Raw genomic sequence first — 15,860 nt, 5'->3', positions numbered from 1 at the left:
AGACTGATCCGGTAGAGAGTTCCGGCCTCGTTTCGAGGCCGGAGCCATATATCTATTCTCAATGGGCAGCGGCGGGTGCCGGGCTGGTCAGGCCGGACTTCTTCAGCGTGATCGCCAGGATCGAGGCCAGCAGGCAGAAGGCGCCGGCGACGAAGAAGGCGGGCAGGTAGCTCGAAAGCTCCGTGCGCGACAGGCCGGCGCCATAGGCGGCGGTGGCCGCACCCAGCTGATGGCCGGCAAAGACCCAGCCGAAGACGAGGCCTGCCTTTTCGCGGCCGAAGCGGTCGGCGGCGATCTTGACGGTCGGCGGCACGGTGGCAATCCAGTCGAGGCCGTAGAAGACGGCAAAGATGGAGAGGCCGTAAAAGCTGAAATCGCTGAAGGGCAGATAGAGCAGCGAGAGGCCGCGAAAGCCGTAATAGAAGAACAATAGCCAGCGATTGTCGAAGCGGTCGGACAGCCAGCCGGAGCCGATCGTGCCGAAGAAATCGAAGATGCCCATGACCGCCAGCACGCTGGCGGCGGCCACCGGCACGATGCCGAAATCGCCGCAAAGGGTGACGAAATGGGTCTGGATCAGGCCATTGGTGCTGAGCCCGCAGATGAAGAAGGTAGCAAACAGGATCCAGAAGGTCGAGGTCTTGGAGATTTCCCTCAGCACGGTGATCGGCGTCATCAGCGCGACGCCGAGCGAGGTGCCCGCCGGCGGCGGTGTCACCTGCGTTTCTCCGACGGACGGCAGGTTCAGGTCGGCTGGCCGGTCGCGCATGAAGGCAAGCACGGCCAGAGCTGCGACCATGATCATGGCGCAGACGAAAAACACCGTCGATCGCCAGCCGTAGCGCTCCGTCAGCTCCGCCATCAGCGGCAGAAAGACGAGCTGGCCGGTGGCTGAGCTCGCCGAAAGCATGCCGACAACCAAGCCGCGATGCTTGGTGAACCAGCGGGTTGAGACCGTGGCCGCGAGCACCATGGCCGTCAGACCTGTGCCGAAGCCGACGACGATGCCCCAGAGCGCCAATAGATGCCAGAGCTTGGTCATGAACAGCGAGCCGATAAAACCGGCGCCGATCAGGGCCAGGGCGAAAACGATGACCTTGCGGACGCCGAAATAATTCATGAAGGCGGCGGCGAACGGACCCATGAAACCGAAAAGGATCAGGCGGATCGCAAGGGCTGAGGAAATCTGCGAGGTCTCCCAGCCGAACTCGTCCTGCAGCGGCTTGATGAGGACGCCCGGCGCGCCCATGGCGCCGGCTGTGACCAGCATGGTGAGGAAGGTCGCGGCAACGACGACCCAGCCGTAGTGGATGTTGCGCCGGGCAAGGGTGGAGGCAAGGGCTGTGGAAACCATGGGCGAGATTCCGTTCGGATTCAGCTTCGGGAAGATACGAGAATGATTTACATGATGGCCATCATATTTCTTGCCTATTGATGATGGACGTCATATATTTTGTCAAGCGACTATTTCTGGAGTTTAAAAATGCGGGTCAGCCGCGAGAAATTTGCCGAAAACCGAGAGAGGATCCTGGGCGTTGCCGGCGTGCTCTTCCGCGAGAACGGTTTCGACGGCGTCGGCGTCGCCGACATCATGAAGGCGGCGGGGCTGACGCATGGCGGTTTCTACGGTCATTTCGCGTCGAAGGACGACTTGGCGCTGGAGGTCAGCCGCAAGCTGATCGACAGAGTGGAAACGCGCTGGAAGGAGCATATCGCCGATTCTCCGGACCGGCCGCTGGAATCGCTTCTCGACCATTATATCCACTGGCGAACGGTCGACGATCCGGGCGGCAGCTGTGTCTTCGCGACGCTGATCCAGGAGGTCAGCCGCAGCCGCGGCGCGGTGCGCGCCGTCTTCAGCGACGGGCTCGCCGTGCTGGTCGACACGCTCGCCGATATCGTCCCCGGCGAGAGCGAAGAGGAGCGCCGCGCCAATGCCGCCACCACGCTGTCATCGATGATGGGCGCCGTCATTCTCGCCCGCGCGGTCGAGGACCGGGCGCTTGCCGAGCAGTTTCTGGTGACGATGCGCCGGCAGCTCGATCCCGGCAGCCGGTCATAGTCTCAGTCGCGGAAGGCGATGAGCGCGTTGCTCTCGACGATCTCGGTGAATTTTCCATCCGGCGCCAGGGCGGCCAGCTCGCTTCGCAGCGTCCGCTCGAATTCCATCGTCCGGTCGCCGAGCGCCTGCGGCGAAGTGACGGACATGGAGAAGGCACGGCCGACGATCTCATCGGCGTCGATGACCCTCTCTGTGACGATGCCGATGCGTTCGAGATTGCGGAAGGCGGAGCGCAGCAGAAATTCCTCGTGCTTTCCAAAGCCCGCGGCGGAGCTGCCGCTCGGCCCGCATTTCTTCCGGCGACAGGCGTTCGGACACGCTCTCCATGGTCTCGCGCCAGGCCGGCGAGGCGGAGATGTGGCGATCGCCGAAAAGGACGACCGTTCCGCCCGGCTCGGTCAGCTTGTCCAGCATCGCCAGCGTCGCGTCGCGATCCATCCAGTGGAACGAGCGGCCCATGGCAGTCATCTTCAGCGGCGCGAAGGCCGGGCCGAGATCATAGGAGGAGCCGAGGACCAATTCGGCGCGGACCCCGGCTGCCGCGGCATTGTCGCGCGCGGCCTCCAGCATTTCCGGTTCCGGATCGAGGCCGGTGACGTCGGCGCCGGCGAGGCGTGCGAAGGCGATGCCGATCTGACACGGCCCGCAGCCGAGATCGAGCAAACGGTCGCCGGGCCGAAGGCCGGTTCTGGCGGTCACGCGCTCGATCAGCGCATCCGGATAGGGAACGCGGAAACGGCTGTAATAGGCGGCGGTGGTGCGGAAGCGGCGGGGTTCGAAAGGAACGGTGGTCATGGCGAGCGATTCCTCGATGGCTCGGCATTCGCTAAGGCCGAACTGTGACTGTCTTGTGATGTCCGGCGGGCCTGGCCGATGGAAGGACGCCGCAACGAAAGCGATCTCCCTCTCCGCGAACGGGGAGAGGCCTTGTCGTGATGGTTGAAAGCCGAAGCGGATCGGCGGCTATTTGAAACCGGCGACGGCGTGCGGGATGTAGGGTGCTTCCAATGCGGCGATTTCCTCAGTGGTGAGCTTGACCGAGAGCGCGGCAACGGCGTCGGTCAGGTGGTTCGGTTTGGAAGCGCCGATGATCGGGGCGGTCACGGCACTTTTCTGCAGGATCCAGGCGGTTGCGACCTGGGCGCGGGAAATGCCGCGAGCCTTGGCGATCTCGGCCACCGCCTCGACTATTCTGCGGTCGGCATCGATGGACTGCGTGTAAAGCGTCTTGCCGAATTCGTCGGTTTCGCTGCGCGCCGTCGCCTCGTCCCAGTCGCGTGTCAGGCGGCCGCGGGCAAGCGGGCTCCAGGGGATGACGGCGATCTTCTGGTCCTCGCAGAGCGGCAGCATTTCGCGCTCTTCCTCGCGGTACAGCAGGTTCAGATGGTCCTGCATGCTGACGAATTCGCTCCAGCCGTTCAGCCTGGAGACGTAGAGCGCTTTGGCAAATTGCCAAGCATACATGGAGGAGGCGCCGATATAACGCGCCTTGCCCGATTTGACGACGTCGTGCAGCGCCTCAAGCGTTTCCTCGATCGGCGTCGTATAGTCGAAGCGGTGGATCTGGTAGAGGTCGACATAGTCGGTGCCGAGGCGGCGCAGGCTGTTGTCGATTTCGTCGAAGATCGCCTTGCGCGACAGGCCGGCGCCATTCGGGCCCGGCCGCATGCGGTTGAACACTTTCGTCGCCAGCACGATGTCCTCGCGCTTGGTGAAATCTTTGATGGCGCGGCCGACGATCTCCTCCGAGGAGCCGTTGGAATAGGTGTTGGCGGTGTCGAGGAAATTGATGCCGAGGTCGATCGCCTGCCGGATCATCGCCCGGCTTTCTTCTTCCCGCAGGCTCCAGGCATGATTGCCGCGGCCGGGATCGCCGAAGGTCATGCAGCCCAGGCAGATTTTCGAGACTTCGAGGCCGGTCTTCCCAAATTTTGTATATTCCATGAAATAACTCCGTGATGAATTTGCTGATCCAAATCCGATGCCCCTCGACCGCCTTCCATGATCTAGTGCGGAAACCGGCAAAGTCGCAGGGCGCCCGGCGAAGAATCCGTCCGGCGATGCGCACAACAATGCGTGATGGGGTCTGAAGTCGGGCCGGTCATCGCCGTCCGGACCGGTCGCTTGCGCATTTGCAGCATAAGGTGTTAGCTGGTGCAGCATTCACTGGATTTCGCCTATGATACTGCCGTTCCACAATCGCTACGATGATCTCTATCGCGATTTCTCGTGGCGGATTCCCGAGGATTTCAATATTGGCCGCGCCGTCAGCGACGACTGGGCGGCGAGGGCGCCCGAGCAGGTCTGCCTCGAACATTTCAGCCCGGATGGTGATCACCGCAGTCTGACCTATCGCGCGCTTGCCGACCGTTCCTCGGCCTTTGCAAATGCGCTGGTTTCGCTTGGCATAACACGTGGCGATCGCGTCGCGCTGCTCCTGCCGCAATCCTTCGAGACGGTGATCGCGCATGTGGCGATCTACAAGACCGGCGCGATCGCGCTGCCGCTGGCGCTGCTCTTCGGCGTCGAGGCGCTGGAGTACCGGCTGAAGGCGGCAGGCGTGGTGGCCGTCGTCACCAATGGCTTCGGTCTCGAGCGCATCCGGCAGATCCGCGAGCATCTGCCGATGCTGAAACATATTGTCAGCATCGACAAGGCGAGTGCCGACGCGGCCGCCTTCGGCGAACTGGTGGATGGCCATTCCCCCGTCTTCGATGTCGCCAAGACCGGTCCGGACGATCCGGCGTTGATGATTTTCACCTCGGGAACGACGGGGCCGCCGAAGGGCGCACTGCATGGCCACCGTGTCCTGCCCGGCCATATTCCCGGCATGCAGTTTGCCCATGAGGATTTTCCGAAAGCGGGCGACAAGGTCTGGACGCCGTCCGACTGGGCCTGGGCCGGCGGGCTGCTCAACGCGCTGCTGCCGAGCCTGCTGCTCGGCGTTCCCGTCGTCTCGTCGCCGGCGCAGAAATTCGACGCCGACATGGCCTACCGGATCATGGCCGAGATGGGGGTGCGCAACGCCTTCATTCCGCCGACGGCATTGAGGCTAATGCGATCCGTTGCCGATCCGCGCTCGAAATACGATCTGGTGCTGCGCACCATCGGCTCGGCCGGAGAGGCGCTCGGCCGCGAGACCTATGAATGGGCACAGCGCACGCTCGGCATCACCGTCAACGAATTCTACGGCCAGACGGAGTGCAATTTCGTGCTCTCGTCGAGCGCTGCCTTTGGGGTGACCAGGGCCGGCGCCATCGGCCGAGCAGTGCCCGGGCACCGCGTCGCAATCGTCAGCGAAGCGGGCGACGAATTGCCGGCGGGCGAACCGGGTCAGATCGCCATCGCCAGTCCCGATCCCGTGATGTTCCTCGGCTATTGGGACGATGCGGCGGCGACGGCGCGAAAATTCGCCAAAGGCTGGCTGCTCACCGGCGATATCGGCCGGCAGGATGCCGATGGCTACGTCACCTTCGAGGGCCGCGACGACGATGTCATTACCTCGTCCGGATATCGCATCGGCCCGGCCGAAATCGAGGATTGCCTGATCGGCCACCCCGCCGTGCAGCTTGCCGCCGCCGTCGGCAAACCCGATGCGGTGCGCACCGAGATCGTCAAGGCCTATATCGTTCTGTCGCCGGGCCATCAGCCAAGCGAGGCGCTGGCCGCCGATATCAGGGAATGGGTGAAGACGCGGCTTTCAATGCATGAATATCCGCGCGAGGTGGAATTCATCGATGCTTTGCCGCTGACGACCACCGGCAAGGTGATCCGCCGGCTGCTGCGCGAGAAGGCGGCAGCCGAAGCTTAAAGACCAAGGGCTTCAGCCCCGGCCGGCGAGCGACAAGATCTTCTCGCGCAGCATCTTCGCCATGTTGCGGGTGCTGCGGTACATGTGGAGCTGGGCTGAGACCTGGCGCATGTCGCGGTCGCTGTTCTGTGTCAGGCCGATCACTAGCGTTCCCATCTCCTCGCGTTCCTGCCAGAAGCGGCTCATGATCGGATGATCCGAGACGGCGCAGGAATCGGAGCGGACGATATTGGCGTCGTCGAGATGCCATTCGGTGAGTTCGCTCATCAGCAGCTTGCCCGGCGAATAGCGGGCATAGTTCTCGTCATAGGCCGTCTTCCAGGTATAGGCCTCGCCACCCATCATCAGCACGACGATAGCGGCGATCGCCTTGCCGTTGAGATCGATCGTGTGAATACGCACGGCATCGACGGCGGCAAGGTTCGACACCGCCTCGCGGGCAAAGGCGGTATGATAGCGATCGGTGACCAGCGCGCTTCGCCGCTTGCCTTTCCAGCCGCCGGCTTCCATCGCCAGGAATTCCTCGAAGCGGATGTGAATTTCGCGGGGCTGGCGGGCGACGGCATAAATCGCCGTTCCCTGTTCCTCCAGCAGACGCCACTGACGGCGCATCTCGCGTATGTGCGAAGAAGAGATGGTGCGGCCGAGATAGGCCGGCGCCTCTTCGTCGCTCTGCAGCATCGGCCGCAAATAGGGATTGGTGACGGTGACGGGGAGATTGCGGCTGAGCGCCACGGCCTTGATCATGCGCACGAAGATACCGTTCAGCCTGAGATCCGGCAGGACGACGATTCCGGGCAGATTGAGGTCACGCGCGGTCAGTCCCTCAAAAAGATTGTCGAGGGTCTCGGCCGCATCCTCGCTGTCGACCAGCGGCGTGCCGAGCGGGCCGAAGCTGTTCGACCAGCCGCGGATGATCGACGGGCCGACTGCAAAGCCCGGCTTGTCGACCGAAAACGGCATCAGAAAGCGCATGCGGCTGCGGCCGGCATTGTGGTCGCGGATCAGGGCGAAATTCACCTGCCGGTCTTCGAGCCGCGGCATGGCGGGCGCGAGGAAGCGGCCGGAGAAGAAGACGTTCGGTTCCATCGCCCGGTTGGAGAGAAAGTCGAGCTCTTCCTGAAGTTCATAGCCGAGCTTGCCGGGATAGAGGCAGAGTTCGCGCCCCGGCCGGCCGATCTCGGCGCGCGCCTCGGCCCGCGGCGCTTCGAAATGGAGCGCGGCCAGATCATGCACCATGCGGTTGGCAATGCTGTCGGTGCTTTCGGTAACGGGAGGAATACGCACCATCTATCGAACTCTCATTTCTGGCGTTGCGGCGGAGGGGCTGGCGAAGGCGAAAAGGACTATGCCGAGCGTGCTGCGCACGGCAAGATGCAGCAGGATTGCCTCGACCGCCATGGCCGAAGCCGTGGCGATCGCAGTGCCTTCTATGCCGTAATGCGGGATCAAAGCGAGGTTCAGACCGACATTGGCGGTCAGTGCGCCGGCGTAGAGCGCGACGCAGAGATTCTGCTTGCCGGCCATCATCAGCAGCGTTTCGGCCGGGCCGACCAACGACTTGGCGAGGATACCGGCAAGCAGGATCGCCATGACCAGATAACCGGATGTGAAGGCGCCGCCGAAGAGCGACAGCAGAAGATGGCCGGCGGCAAGCACCACAAGGCCGACGCCGAGTGCCGGCCAGAAGGTCCAGCGGGCGGCGTCGATGGCGGCGGTCGCCAGCTGTGCGTGGTCGCCTTCAGCGATGATCGAGGAAAAGCGCGGGCCAGAGGCTGCCTTGACCGAGAAATTGATGAAATGCACCAGCGCCATCGTCTTGGCGGCGGCGAAGTAGATGGCGACGTCGTGCGGCTCGAGGAAGATGCCGACGACGACGACATCGGAATTGGTGAGCAGGAAGCTCACGCCCTCGATCAGGAAAATCGGAAAGGCGACGCTGAACCAGGCGAGGAAATCGATTTTGCGCGGGCCTTCGTCATAATGCCGGCGAAGGCGATAGAGCGTTGCGGCATACTGGCCGAGCGCGGTGACGAAGGTCGCGACGAGCGCTGCCTGCATCGCGGTGACGGCCGTATGCTCGGCGCCAAGGGCAATGGCGATCAGCATGAAGGCGATGATGAGGATGGGGCGGACGATATAGACCGGGCTGAGCGCCATGACCGGCCAGTGGTTTGCCCGCGACGTGCCCTCCAGAATATCGCCGAGCGCGATCATCGGCATGGCAAGCAGGCCGAGGAAGATCGGGACGAGATAATAGACCTGGATCATATGGCCGAAGAAATGCAGCCCGAGCATGCCGGCAGCGAGCACCGCGGTGCCCGAAAGCAGCGCGAAGATGCGCGCCGTGCCGGTGAGGCCGCGGATTTCCTCGAAGGCGCCGGCTGCTCTGTATTGCGGCAGGAAGCGGATGATCGCAGTGTGGAAACCAAGGCATGACAGATCGCCGAAGACGACGACCAGCACCCAGACGAAAACGAAGATGCCGTATTCATATTCGCCCATCAGCCGGGCAAGCACGATCTGGGAGATGAAGGCGAGGGCTGCACTGAGAATGCGGATCGAAAAGGCCGTCAGCGCCATGCGCTGAGCGGCCGCCTTCTCACCACGTTCGGTGAGCACGGCCGCAAGCATGCGCAACATGCGGCCGCCGATCGGGCGCAGGCCCGCGGGCAGCATCTTTTCCGCTGTTTCTATGACCGCCATGATGAACACGCAAAACTCTGAAAGTCAGGCAAATCGTCCCGAAGTCTTGACAGAACAGGGTTAAGAAACGGTTCCGGATCGCGCCTGTCGACCGACGCTGAAATTGCGGTTTTCGGGTGCTGCCGCGGAAAAGAAAATGCCGCCCGAAGGCGGCATTTTCAGGATCTCTTCGGCTTGCCTCAGACCTGTTCGAAGGCGCCGTGGCAATGCTTGTATTTCTTGCCGGAACCGCAGGGGCAGGTCTCGTTGCGGCCGACCTTGCCCCAGGTGGCCGGGTCGTCCGGATTGCGGTTCTCCGGCGAAACGATGACTTCCGATGCCTGGTAGATCGCTGGGGCGAAATCGTCCTCGCCGGTGGTCGGATCGAGGTGATGGGCCTGCATCAGCGGCGGCTCGGGTTCGGCAGGGGCCTGCTGCACCAGCTCGACGCGCATCAGCTGGGCGGTCACGGCCTCGCGCAGATTGTTGAGGAGGCTGGTGAACAGCTCGAAGGCTTCCGACTTGTATTCCTGCAGCGGATCGCGCTGGGCATAGCCGCGGAAGCCGATGACGGAGCGCAGATGGTCGAGATTGACGATGTGCTCGCGCCAGAGATGATCGAGCGTCTGCATGACGATCGAGCGTTCGACATAATGCATGATGTCGTCGCCGAAACGCTCGGCCTTTTCGGTGAAGGCGGCGTTGGTGGCTTGCGTCAGGCGCTCGCGGATATCGTCTTCGCCGATGCCTTCTACCTTCACCCAATCCTCGATCGGCAGGTCGAGATTGAGGATGTTCAAAGCACCGGTCTTCAGGCCGGCAGCATCCCATTGCTCGGCGTAGGCGCGCTCGGGGATGTGCTTGTCGACCAGATCCTCGATCACCTCACGGCGCATGTCGGAAACGGTTTCGGAAATATTGGTCGATTCCATCAGTTCGAGGCGCTGCTCGAAGATCACCTTGCGCTGATCGTTGAGAACGTCGTCATACTTCAAGAGGTTCTTGCGGATATCGAAGTTGCGGGCTTCGACCTTCTTCTGGGCGCGCTCCAGGGCCTTGTTGATCCAAGGATGGACGATCGCCTCGCCCTCCTTCAGGCCGAGCTTGGTCAGCATGCTGTCCATGCGGTCGGAGCCGAAGATGCGCATCAGGTCGTCCTGAAGCGAGAGGTAGAATTTGGAGCGGCCGGGGTCGCCCTGACGGCCGGAGCGGCCGCGCAGCTGGTTGTCGATGCGGCGGCTTTCATGGCGTTCGGTGGCGATGACGTAAAGACCGCCGGCGGCAAGCGCCTTCTGCTTGAGTTCCTTGATCTCCTCGACGATCGCCTGGATCCGGGCTTCCCGCTCAGGACCGGCTTCGACTTCACCGAGTTCGCGCTCGATGCGCATGTCGAGGTTGCCGCCGAGCTGGATGTCGGTACCGCGGCCGGCCATATTGGTGGCGATCGTGATGGCGCCGGGCACACCGGCCTGGGCGACGATATAGGCTTCCTGCTCGTGGTAGCGGGCGTTCAGCACCTGGAAGTCGTCGAAGCCCTGCTTGCGCAGGCGCTCGGCGAGCAGTTCCGATTTTTCGATCGAGGTGGTGCCGACCAGCACCGGCTGGCCGCGCTTATGGGCGTCGAGGATCTCCTCGATGATCGCCTTGAACTTCTCGTCGAAGGTCCGGTAAACCTCGTCGTCCTCGTCGATACGTTTGATCGGCAGGTTGGTCGGGACCTCGATGACATCGAGATTGTAGATGTTGGCGAATTCTTCCGCTTCGGTCTGCGCCGTGCCGGTCATGCCGGCGAGCTTGGCGTACATGCGGAAATAATTCTGGAAGGTGATCGAGGCCAGCGTCTGGTTTTCCGGCTGGATCTGCACCCTTTCCTTGGCTTCGAGTGCCTGGTGCTGACCTTCGGAATAACGGCGGCCCGGCATCATGCGGCCGGTGAACTCGTCGATGATGACCACTTCGTCGTTGCGGACGATATAGTCCTTGTCGCGCTGGAAGAGCTTGTGAGCCTTGAGCGCGTTGTTGACGTGGTGGACGATCGCGACGTTCTCGATGTCGTAGAGCGCGTTGCCCTTCAAGAGGCCGGCCTGGCGGAGCAGGTTTTCCAGCTTCTCGGTGCCCTCTTCGGAGAAGTTGGCCGAACGCTGCTTCTCGTCGATCTCGTAATCGCTGGGTACGAGCAACGGAATGAAGGCGTCGATCGTATTGTAGAGTTCGGAGCGGTCGTCGAGCGGACCGGAGATGATCAGCGGCGTGCGCGCCTCGTCGACGAGGATCGAGTCCACTTCGTCGACGATCGCGAAGTTGTGGCCGCGCTGGACCATCTGGTTCTTCTCGTACTTCATGTTATCGCGCAGATAATCGAAGCCGAGTTCGTTGTTGGTGGCGTAGGTGATGTCGCAGGCATAGGCCGCGTGGCGTTCCTCGTCCGACAGGCCGTGGACGATGACGCCGGTGGTCATGCCGAGAAAGCCGTAGACGCGGCCCATGGTCGCGGCATCGCGCTGGGCGAGGTAATCGTTGACGGTAACGACGTGCACGCCCTTGCCGGACAGCGCGTTCAGATAGACCGGCAGGGTGGCGACCAGGGTCTTGCCTTCGCCGGTCTTCATCTCGGCGATCGCATTCGAATGCAGGATCATGCCGCCGACCAGCTGTACGTCAAAAGGCCGCAGGCCGAGAACGCGGCGAGAGGCTTCGCGCACGACGGCAAAGGCCGGAATCAGAATGTCGTCGAGCGTCTTTCCCTCGGCGAGCAGGGCTCGAAACTCCACGGTCTTTGCCGCGAGCTGCTCGTCCGTCAGGGCCTTGGTCTTCTCTTCGATAGAGTTGATGGCAGCGACGTTCGGCTGGAAAGACCGCACGCGGCGGTCATTGGAGGACCCAAATAACTTGCGGGCTATACCGCCAAAGCTGACCATATGACTGGTCCTTTCTCAATATTCATCCCCGACGTTTGTTGTTCGCGGCCCAGCCGAAAATCAGGCGCGCGCCTTAAAACGCCCGGAAACTGTTCTGGACGCGAGGTTGCGTGACAGATAAGAGGGGGGTCGAATGATGTCAACGGATTTGGCGGATACAGAAAGGCCACAATCCGGTGTTGATGGCTATTTTGGGCCGATTCAGGCGATGCTGAAACCGGCGATGTAACTGTGAAGGGTATTTCATGTTGAGCACCAACAAACTTGCCGTTCTGGCGTTCGCAACTTTTGTTGCGCTCCAGGCCCCGGCCTACGCCGATGACGCGGTCATCGCCAAGGTCGGCAATCTGGAGATTCACCAGTCGGAACTCGACCTTGCCGTCGCCAATCTCGATCCGCAGCTGGCACAGCTGCCCGACGACCAGAAGAAGGTCGCAGCCCTTTCCGCCGCCATCGACGTGAAGCTGCTCGCCGCCGACGCTGCGGCCGAGAAGCTCGATCAGACCGACGAATTCAAGAAGCGCATGCAGTACCTCACCGACCGCGAGCTGCACAACGCCTACTTCAAGAAGCATGTCGTCGACATCGTGACGCCCGAAGAAGTCAAGGCCCGCTACGACAAGGAAGTCGCCGCCCTGCCGAAGCAGGAGGAAGTCCACGCCCGTCATATCCTCGTCAAGACCGAGGACGAAGCCAAGGACATCATCAAGCAGCTCGATGCCGGCAAGGATTTCGCCGAACTCGCCAAGGAAAAGTCCACCGATCCGAACAAGTCGGAAGGCGGCGACCTCGGCTATTTCTCGCGCGGCCGCATGGTCAAGGAATTCGAGGACGCAGCCTTTGCGCTTGAAAAGGGCACCTATTCCAAGACGCCTGTTAAAACCGATTTCGGCTATCATGTCATCAAGGTCGAGGATAAGCGCGACGCCCCGCCGCCGCCCTTCGAACAGGTGCAGGATCAGGTTCGTCAGCTCGTCATGCGCGACAAGTATCTTGAGCTTCTGAACAAGGCGAAGGCCTCGGCCAAGATCGAAATCAGCGACGAGACGCTGCGCAAGGGTTACGACCAGGCCAACAAGCAGCCGGAGCCGGGCAGTGAGCCCGTCGCACCGGCGCCGAAGCAGTAATAGTCGCATCAGGGCCCGGTTTTTCCGGGCCCTTTACTGCATAATTCCTTAAACCGGAATCGATTTAAGGGCAAAATTATGCAGCAATTTTAAAGTGTTACAGCGTCCTTTGCGCGAAAAGACGCGCGGCGCTGTAATATCGTTGTTGTTGTCGCATTTCCGGACGGCGAACCGCTGCCGATTTCGCCTGGAAATGCCCATTGGCAGGTTTCATCATGTCCGGTTCCGTCTCTCCGCTCGCTCCGAAATCCTTTGTCTCGATGCCGCCGCTGCGCGGCGTGCGCATGGCTACGGCGTCCGCCGGCATCAAGTACAAGAACCGCACCGACGTGCTGATGATGGTGTTCGACAAGCCGGCTGCCGTTGCGGGCGTCTTCACCCGCTCGAAATGCCCGTCGGCGCCGGTCGATTTCTGCCGTGCCAACCTGCCGCATGGCAGCGCCCGTGCGGTTGTCGTCAACTCAGGCAATGCCAATGCCTTCACCGGCCTGAAGGGCCGCCAGGCGACCGAGCTGACGGCGAAGTCGGCAGCATCAGCTGTCGGCTGCGGCGAAAACGAGGTGTACCTCGCCTCGACCGGCGTCATCGGCGAGCCGCTCGATGCCACCAAATTCGCCGGCGTCCTCAACCGGATGCAGACCGAAGCCACCGGCGATTTCTGGTTCGAGGCCGCCAAGGCGATCATGACGACCGATACCTATCCGAAGGTTTCGACCCGCAGCGCCGAGATCGGCGGCGTTGAAGTGACGATCAACGGCATTGCCAAGGGCGCCGGCATGATCGCGCCCGACATGGCGACCATGCTCTCCTTCGTCGTCACCGATGCCGATATTGCGCCGGCCGCGCTGCAGGTGCTTTTGTCCGATGGCGTCGGCCCAACCTTCAATTCCATGACCGTCGACAGCGACACCTCCACATCTGATACGCTGATGCTGTTTGCGACGGGAGCTGCGGCCGAGGACGGGCAGGCCCGTATCGAACGCGCCGACGATCCGCGCCTTGCCGGCTTCCGCGCCGCGCTCAACGAGGTGCTGAAAGATCTGTCGCTGCAGGTGGTGCGTGACGGCGAGGGCGCCACCAAGATGCTCGAAATTACCGTGACGGGCGCCGAGAGCGATGCCGCCGCCAAGCGCATCGGGCTGTCGATCGCCAATTCGCCGCTGGTCAAGACGGCGGCGGCCGGCGAAGACGCCAATTGGGGCCGTATCGTCATGGCGGTCGGCAAATCCGGCGAGATGGCCGACCGCGACCGGCTCGCCATCTGGTTCGGCGACATCAGGGTCGCCGTCAATGGCGAGCGTGACCCGGATTATTCGGAGGCAGCGGCCACGAATGTCATGAAAGCGCAGGATATCCCCGTCAAAGTCGATATCGGCCTCGGCACCGGCACGGCAACCGTCTGGACCTGCGATCTCACTAAGGAATATGTTGCGATCAATGGCGACTATCGGAGCTGATCGTTCATTGGTGCAGGCATCCATTTCCTCACACAATCTGCCGCTGGTGCGCAGGCTGGAGGCCGTCGGCTTCCGCGCCTGGCCGGCGGCGTCCGTGCAATATGACGGCAGCTGGCAGGTGCGGCTGACGGCCGGCCACCCGTCCAATCGGCTGAATTCGATCGTGCCGCTCGACCCCTCGGATTATCGCGACGTCGAAATCCGCCTGGAAAAGGCAAGCCGGAAATTCGAGGCCTATGGCCGCGCCGCCGTGGTCCGCCAGACGCCGCTTGCCTCGCCGGTGCTGATCGATCTTCTGCGCGCGCAGAACTGGAAGCAATTCGACGAGACGGTGGTGATGACCTGCGACCTGGCCGAGGCGGAGCTGCCGGATACGCTCGATCACCTGCCGACCCATGATGTCGGCCGTTTCGTCGACGCCAATCTTGCCGTCGACCGGGCGCCGCTGAGTCTGAAGCCGGCGCTTGCCGAAATCATTTCGGCGATCAAGCCGCCGTCGGGCCTGTTCATGATCGAGAATGCGGCGGACGGGCCGCTGGCGACCGTGCTCTGCGTCCAGGACAACGACCTTGCCGGCATCATGTCGCTTTCGGTCTCCGAGACGCGTCGACGCGAGGGGCTCGGCACCGAGATCCTGACCTCGGCGCTGCGCTGGGCGCGCATGCGCAGCGCCCGTTCGGCCTGGCTGCAGGTAAAACTGTCCAACCGCCCGGCCATCGCACTCTATGAACGGCTGGGTTTTCGCGACGCCTATCATTATTGCTATTGGCAGCAGGAGCCGCGATGAGCGAGCCTCTCATACAGTGCAATGGCCGGAAGATATTGCTGGTCGCCGCCTGTGCGCTGATCGACGCCGATGGGCGTATCCTCTTGGCACAGCGTCCCGAGGGAAAGTCGCTGGCAGGGCTCTGGGAATTTCCCGGCGGCAAGGTCGAACCCGGCGAGACGCCGGAGGAAACGCTGGTGCGCGAGCTCGAGGAAGAACTCGGCATCAAGACCAAGATCGCCTGCCTCGCACCGCTGACCTTCGCCAGCCATTCCTACGAGACCTTCCACCTTTTGATGCCGCTTTATATCTGCCGGCGCTATGAGCGCATTCCGCAGGGCCGCGAGGGCCAGGCGCTGAAATGGGTGCGTCCGCAGGCGCTGCGAGATTATCCAATGCCGCCGGCCGACGAGCCGCTGATCCCGATGCTGCAGGATTTGCTTTAAACCGCGTCTCTTTGAACTTGATTCGTGCGACGCGCTTCAAATTTTAATTGCATGCCATGTCGTTATCCTGGAGCCACGGCCCACTTCCAGGCGATATGTATTAGCGTTACCTGATTATTATCACGCCACGGCGTTTTCGGCTGTGGATATTAATGGATCGTTTAACACCTTCTGCCAAAGATCGGCCTCAATCAAGCATCTGGCGTGCGTGTATTAAAAGGCTTGACGTCATGGACGATGATTTCTGGAAAGCTGTCCGGGAAAAGGAACGGGTTTCGTCTGCCTCGCGCAGGACGGGTGCGCTCAATATCGCCCTTCTGTTCGGCACGGCGGTGGTCGCCCTGACGCTTATCCTGACACCGATGCTTGCGGATTCCTCGAAGAAGAGCGTTTTTGCCAGCGCGCCGGCGGAATTCGATACGATGACGACGGGATCGATCCCGAAGAGCGAAAGCGGCAAGCGTTATACGATCCGCCGCAGCGTCCTCCAGGATACACCCGGCTCGGTCTGTGTCGTTCAGGGCTACGGCGTTGGCGCCGGTTGCTGAAATGCCGGCCATCGCCTGATGGCCGTGGGATGCTCGTTTG

At 62.2% G+C, this 15,860-nt stretch carries 13 protein-coding genes and 1 pseudogene; 7 read left to right on the top strand and 7 right to left on the bottom strand.

Features of this window, described 5'->3' with window-relative positions; genetic code table 11:
- Window positions 1–58: 58 nt before the first annotated feature.
- On the bottom strand, window positions 59–1,354 hold the full coding sequence (locus tag CO657_RS18230) for an MFS transporter (protein WP_054182500.1): 1,296 nt from the start codon (window positions 1,352–1,354) through the stop codon (window positions 59–61).
- A gap of 129 nt (window positions 1,355–1,483) precedes the next feature.
- On the opposite strand from CO657_RS18230, the gene CO657_RS18225 reads away from it, so the two are divergent.
- Complete coding sequence (locus CO657_RS18225; protein WP_054182501.1) at window positions 1,484–2,062, top strand: TetR/AcrR family transcriptional regulator; 579 nt, start codon at window positions 1,484–1,486, stop codon at window positions 2,060–2,062.
- 2 nt (window positions 2,063–2,064) lie between these two features.
- On the opposite strand, the pseudogene CO657_RS18220 reads toward CO657_RS18225, so the two are convergent.
- A pseudogene (locus tag CO657_RS18220) lies at window positions 2,065–2,857 on the bottom strand (class I SAM-dependent methyltransferase).
- Window positions 2,858–3,025: 168 nt separating this feature from the next.
- Window positions 3,026–4,006: an aldo/keto reductase gene (locus tag CO657_RS18215; RefSeq protein WP_054182502.1), complete on the bottom strand. Its 981-nt coding sequence runs from the start codon at window positions 4,004–4,006 to the stop codon at window positions 3,026–3,028.
- A 235-nt stretch (window positions 4,007–4,241) separates the two neighbouring features.
- On the opposite strand from CO657_RS18215, the gene CO657_RS18210 reads away from it, so the two are divergent.
- Window positions 4,242–5,873, top strand: coding sequence for an AMP-binding protein (locus CO657_RS18210; RefSeq protein ID WP_054182503.1), 1,632 nt, complete (start codon window positions 4,242–4,244; stop codon window positions 5,871–5,873).
- 12 nt (window positions 5,874–5,885) lie between these two features.
- Here the strand turns inward: CO657_RS18210 and CO657_RS18205 are convergent, their stop codons facing one another.
- The 3 genes from CO657_RS18205 to secA form a co-directional block, all read right to left on the bottom strand.
- Window positions 5,886–7,163, bottom strand: a complete 1,278-nt coding sequence (locus CO657_RS18205; protein ID WP_054182504.1) for a GNAT family N-acetyltransferase — start codon at window positions 7,161–7,163, stop codon at window positions 5,886–5,888.
- On the bottom strand, window positions 7,164–8,579 hold the full coding sequence (locus tag CO657_RS18200; RefSeq protein ID WP_054182533.1) for an oligosaccharide flippase family protein: 1,416 nt from the start codon (window positions 8,577–8,579) through the stop codon (window positions 7,164–7,166).
- A gap of 179 nt (window positions 8,580–8,758) precedes the next feature.
- On the bottom strand, window positions 8,759–11,476 hold the full coding sequence (gene secA, locus CO657_RS18195) for a preprotein translocase subunit SecA (RefSeq protein WP_054182505.1): 2,718 nt from the start codon (window positions 11,474–11,476) through the stop codon (window positions 8,759–8,761).
- Between the two features lie 245 nt (window positions 11,477–11,721).
- Between secA and CO657_RS18190 the strand changes: the two genes are divergently transcribed.
- Entirely contained in the window at window positions 11,722–12,603 is an 882-nt protein-coding gene (locus tag CO657_RS18190) for a peptidylprolyl isomerase (RefSeq protein ID WP_012559103.1), read from the top strand.
- 97 nt (window positions 12,604–12,700) lie between these two features.
- Here the strand turns inward: CO657_RS18190 and CO657_RS36790 are convergent, their stop codons facing one another.
- Window positions 12,701–12,889, bottom strand: coding sequence for a hypothetical protein (locus CO657_RS36790; protein ID WP_164918663.1), 189 nt, complete (start codon window positions 12,887–12,889; stop codon window positions 12,701–12,703).
- Here CO657_RS36790 and argJ point away from each other — a divergent pair.
- The 4 genes from argJ (at window position 12,819) to CO657_RS18170 (ending at window position 15,820) form a co-directional block, all read left to right on the top strand.
- Window positions 12,819–14,060, top strand: a complete 1,242-nt coding sequence (argJ, locus tag CO657_RS18185) for a bifunctional glutamate N-acetyltransferase/amino-acid acetyltransferase ArgJ (protein WP_054182534.1) — start codon at window positions 12,819–12,821, stop codon at window positions 14,058–14,060. The two genes, CO657_RS36790 and argJ, sit on opposite strands and share 71 nt — an antisense overlap.
- Window positions 14,041–14,847 carry a GNAT family N-acetyltransferase gene (locus CO657_RS18180; RefSeq protein WP_054182506.1) on the top strand — a complete coding sequence of 269 codons (807 nt, stop codon included), beginning with the start codon at window positions 14,041–14,043 and terminating at the stop codon, window positions 14,845–14,847. Before argJ ends, CO657_RS18180 begins: the two co-directional genes overlap by 20 nt.
- Window positions 14,844–15,272 (top strand): 8-oxo-dGTP diphosphatase MutT, encoded by a 429-nt coding sequence (gene mutT, locus CO657_RS18175; protein ID WP_054182507.1) that lies wholly within the window; start codon window positions 14,844–14,846, stop codon window positions 15,270–15,272. Before CO657_RS18180 ends, mutT begins: the two co-directional genes overlap by 4 nt.
- Window positions 15,273–15,502: 230 nt before the next feature.
- Window positions 15,503–15,820, top strand: coding sequence for a hypothetical protein (locus CO657_RS18170; protein ID WP_003582564.1), 318 nt, complete (start codon window positions 15,503–15,505; stop codon window positions 15,818–15,820).
- Window positions 15,821–15,860 lie beyond the last annotated feature (40 nt).

Source organism: Rhizobium acidisoli (genome assembly GCF_002531755.2).
Classification (GTDB): domain Bacteria; phylum Pseudomonadota; class Alphaproteobacteria; order Rhizobiales; family Rhizobiaceae; genus Rhizobium; species Rhizobium acidisoli.
Note: the sequence above shows the minus strand (reverse complement) of the source record. Positions and strands in the feature narration are given on the sequence as shown.

Excerpts from the sequence above, each read along its gene's own strand:
- CO657_RS18230 (WP_054182500.1), bottom strand. The coding sequence starts at position 1,354 with ATGGTTTCCACAGCCCTTGCCTCCACCCTTGCCCGGCGCAACATCCAC.
- CO657_RS18225 (WP_054182501.1), top strand. The coding sequence starts at position 1,484 with ATGCGGGTCAGCCGCGAGAAATTTGCCGAAAACCGAGAGAGGATCCTG.
- CO657_RS18215 (WP_054182502.1), bottom strand. The coding sequence starts at position 4,006 with ATGGAATATACAAAATTTGGGAAGACCGGCCTCGAAGTCTCGAAAATC.
- CO657_RS18210 (WP_054182503.1), top strand. The coding sequence starts at position 4,242 with ATGATACTGCCGTTCCACAATCGCTACGATGATCTCTATCGCGATTTC.
- CO657_RS18205 (WP_054182504.1), bottom strand. The coding sequence starts at position 7,163 with ATGGTGCGTATTCCTCCCGTTACCGAAAGCACCGACAGCATTGCCAAC.
- CO657_RS18200 (WP_054182533.1), bottom strand. The coding sequence starts at position 8,579 with ATGGCGGTCATAGAAACAGCGGAAAAGATGCTGCCCGCGGGCCTGCGC.
- secA (WP_054182505.1), bottom strand. The coding sequence starts at position 11,476 with ATGGTCAGCTTTGGCGGTATAGCCCGCAAGTTATTTGGGTCCTCCAAT.
- CO657_RS18190 (WP_012559103.1), top strand. The coding sequence starts at position 11,722 with ATGTTGAGCACCAACAAACTTGCCGTTCTGGCGTTCGCAACTTTTGTT.
- argJ (WP_054182534.1), top strand. The coding sequence starts at position 12,819 with ATGTCCGGTTCCGTCTCTCCGCTCGCTCCGAAATCCTTTGTCTCGATG.
- CO657_RS36790 (WP_164918663.1), bottom strand. The coding sequence starts at position 12,889 with ATGCGCACGCCGCGCAGCGGCGGCATCGAGACAAAGGATTTCGGAGCG.
- CO657_RS18180 (WP_054182506.1), top strand. The coding sequence starts at position 14,041 with ATGGCGACTATCGGAGCTGATCGTTCATTGGTGCAGGCATCCATTTCC.
- mutT (WP_054182507.1), top strand. The coding sequence starts at position 14,844 with ATGAGCGAGCCTCTCATACAGTGCAATGGCCGGAAGATATTGCTGGTC.
- CO657_RS18170 (WP_003582564.1), top strand. The coding sequence starts at position 15,503 with ATGGACGATGATTTCTGGAAAGCTGTCCGGGAAAAGGAACGGGTTTCG.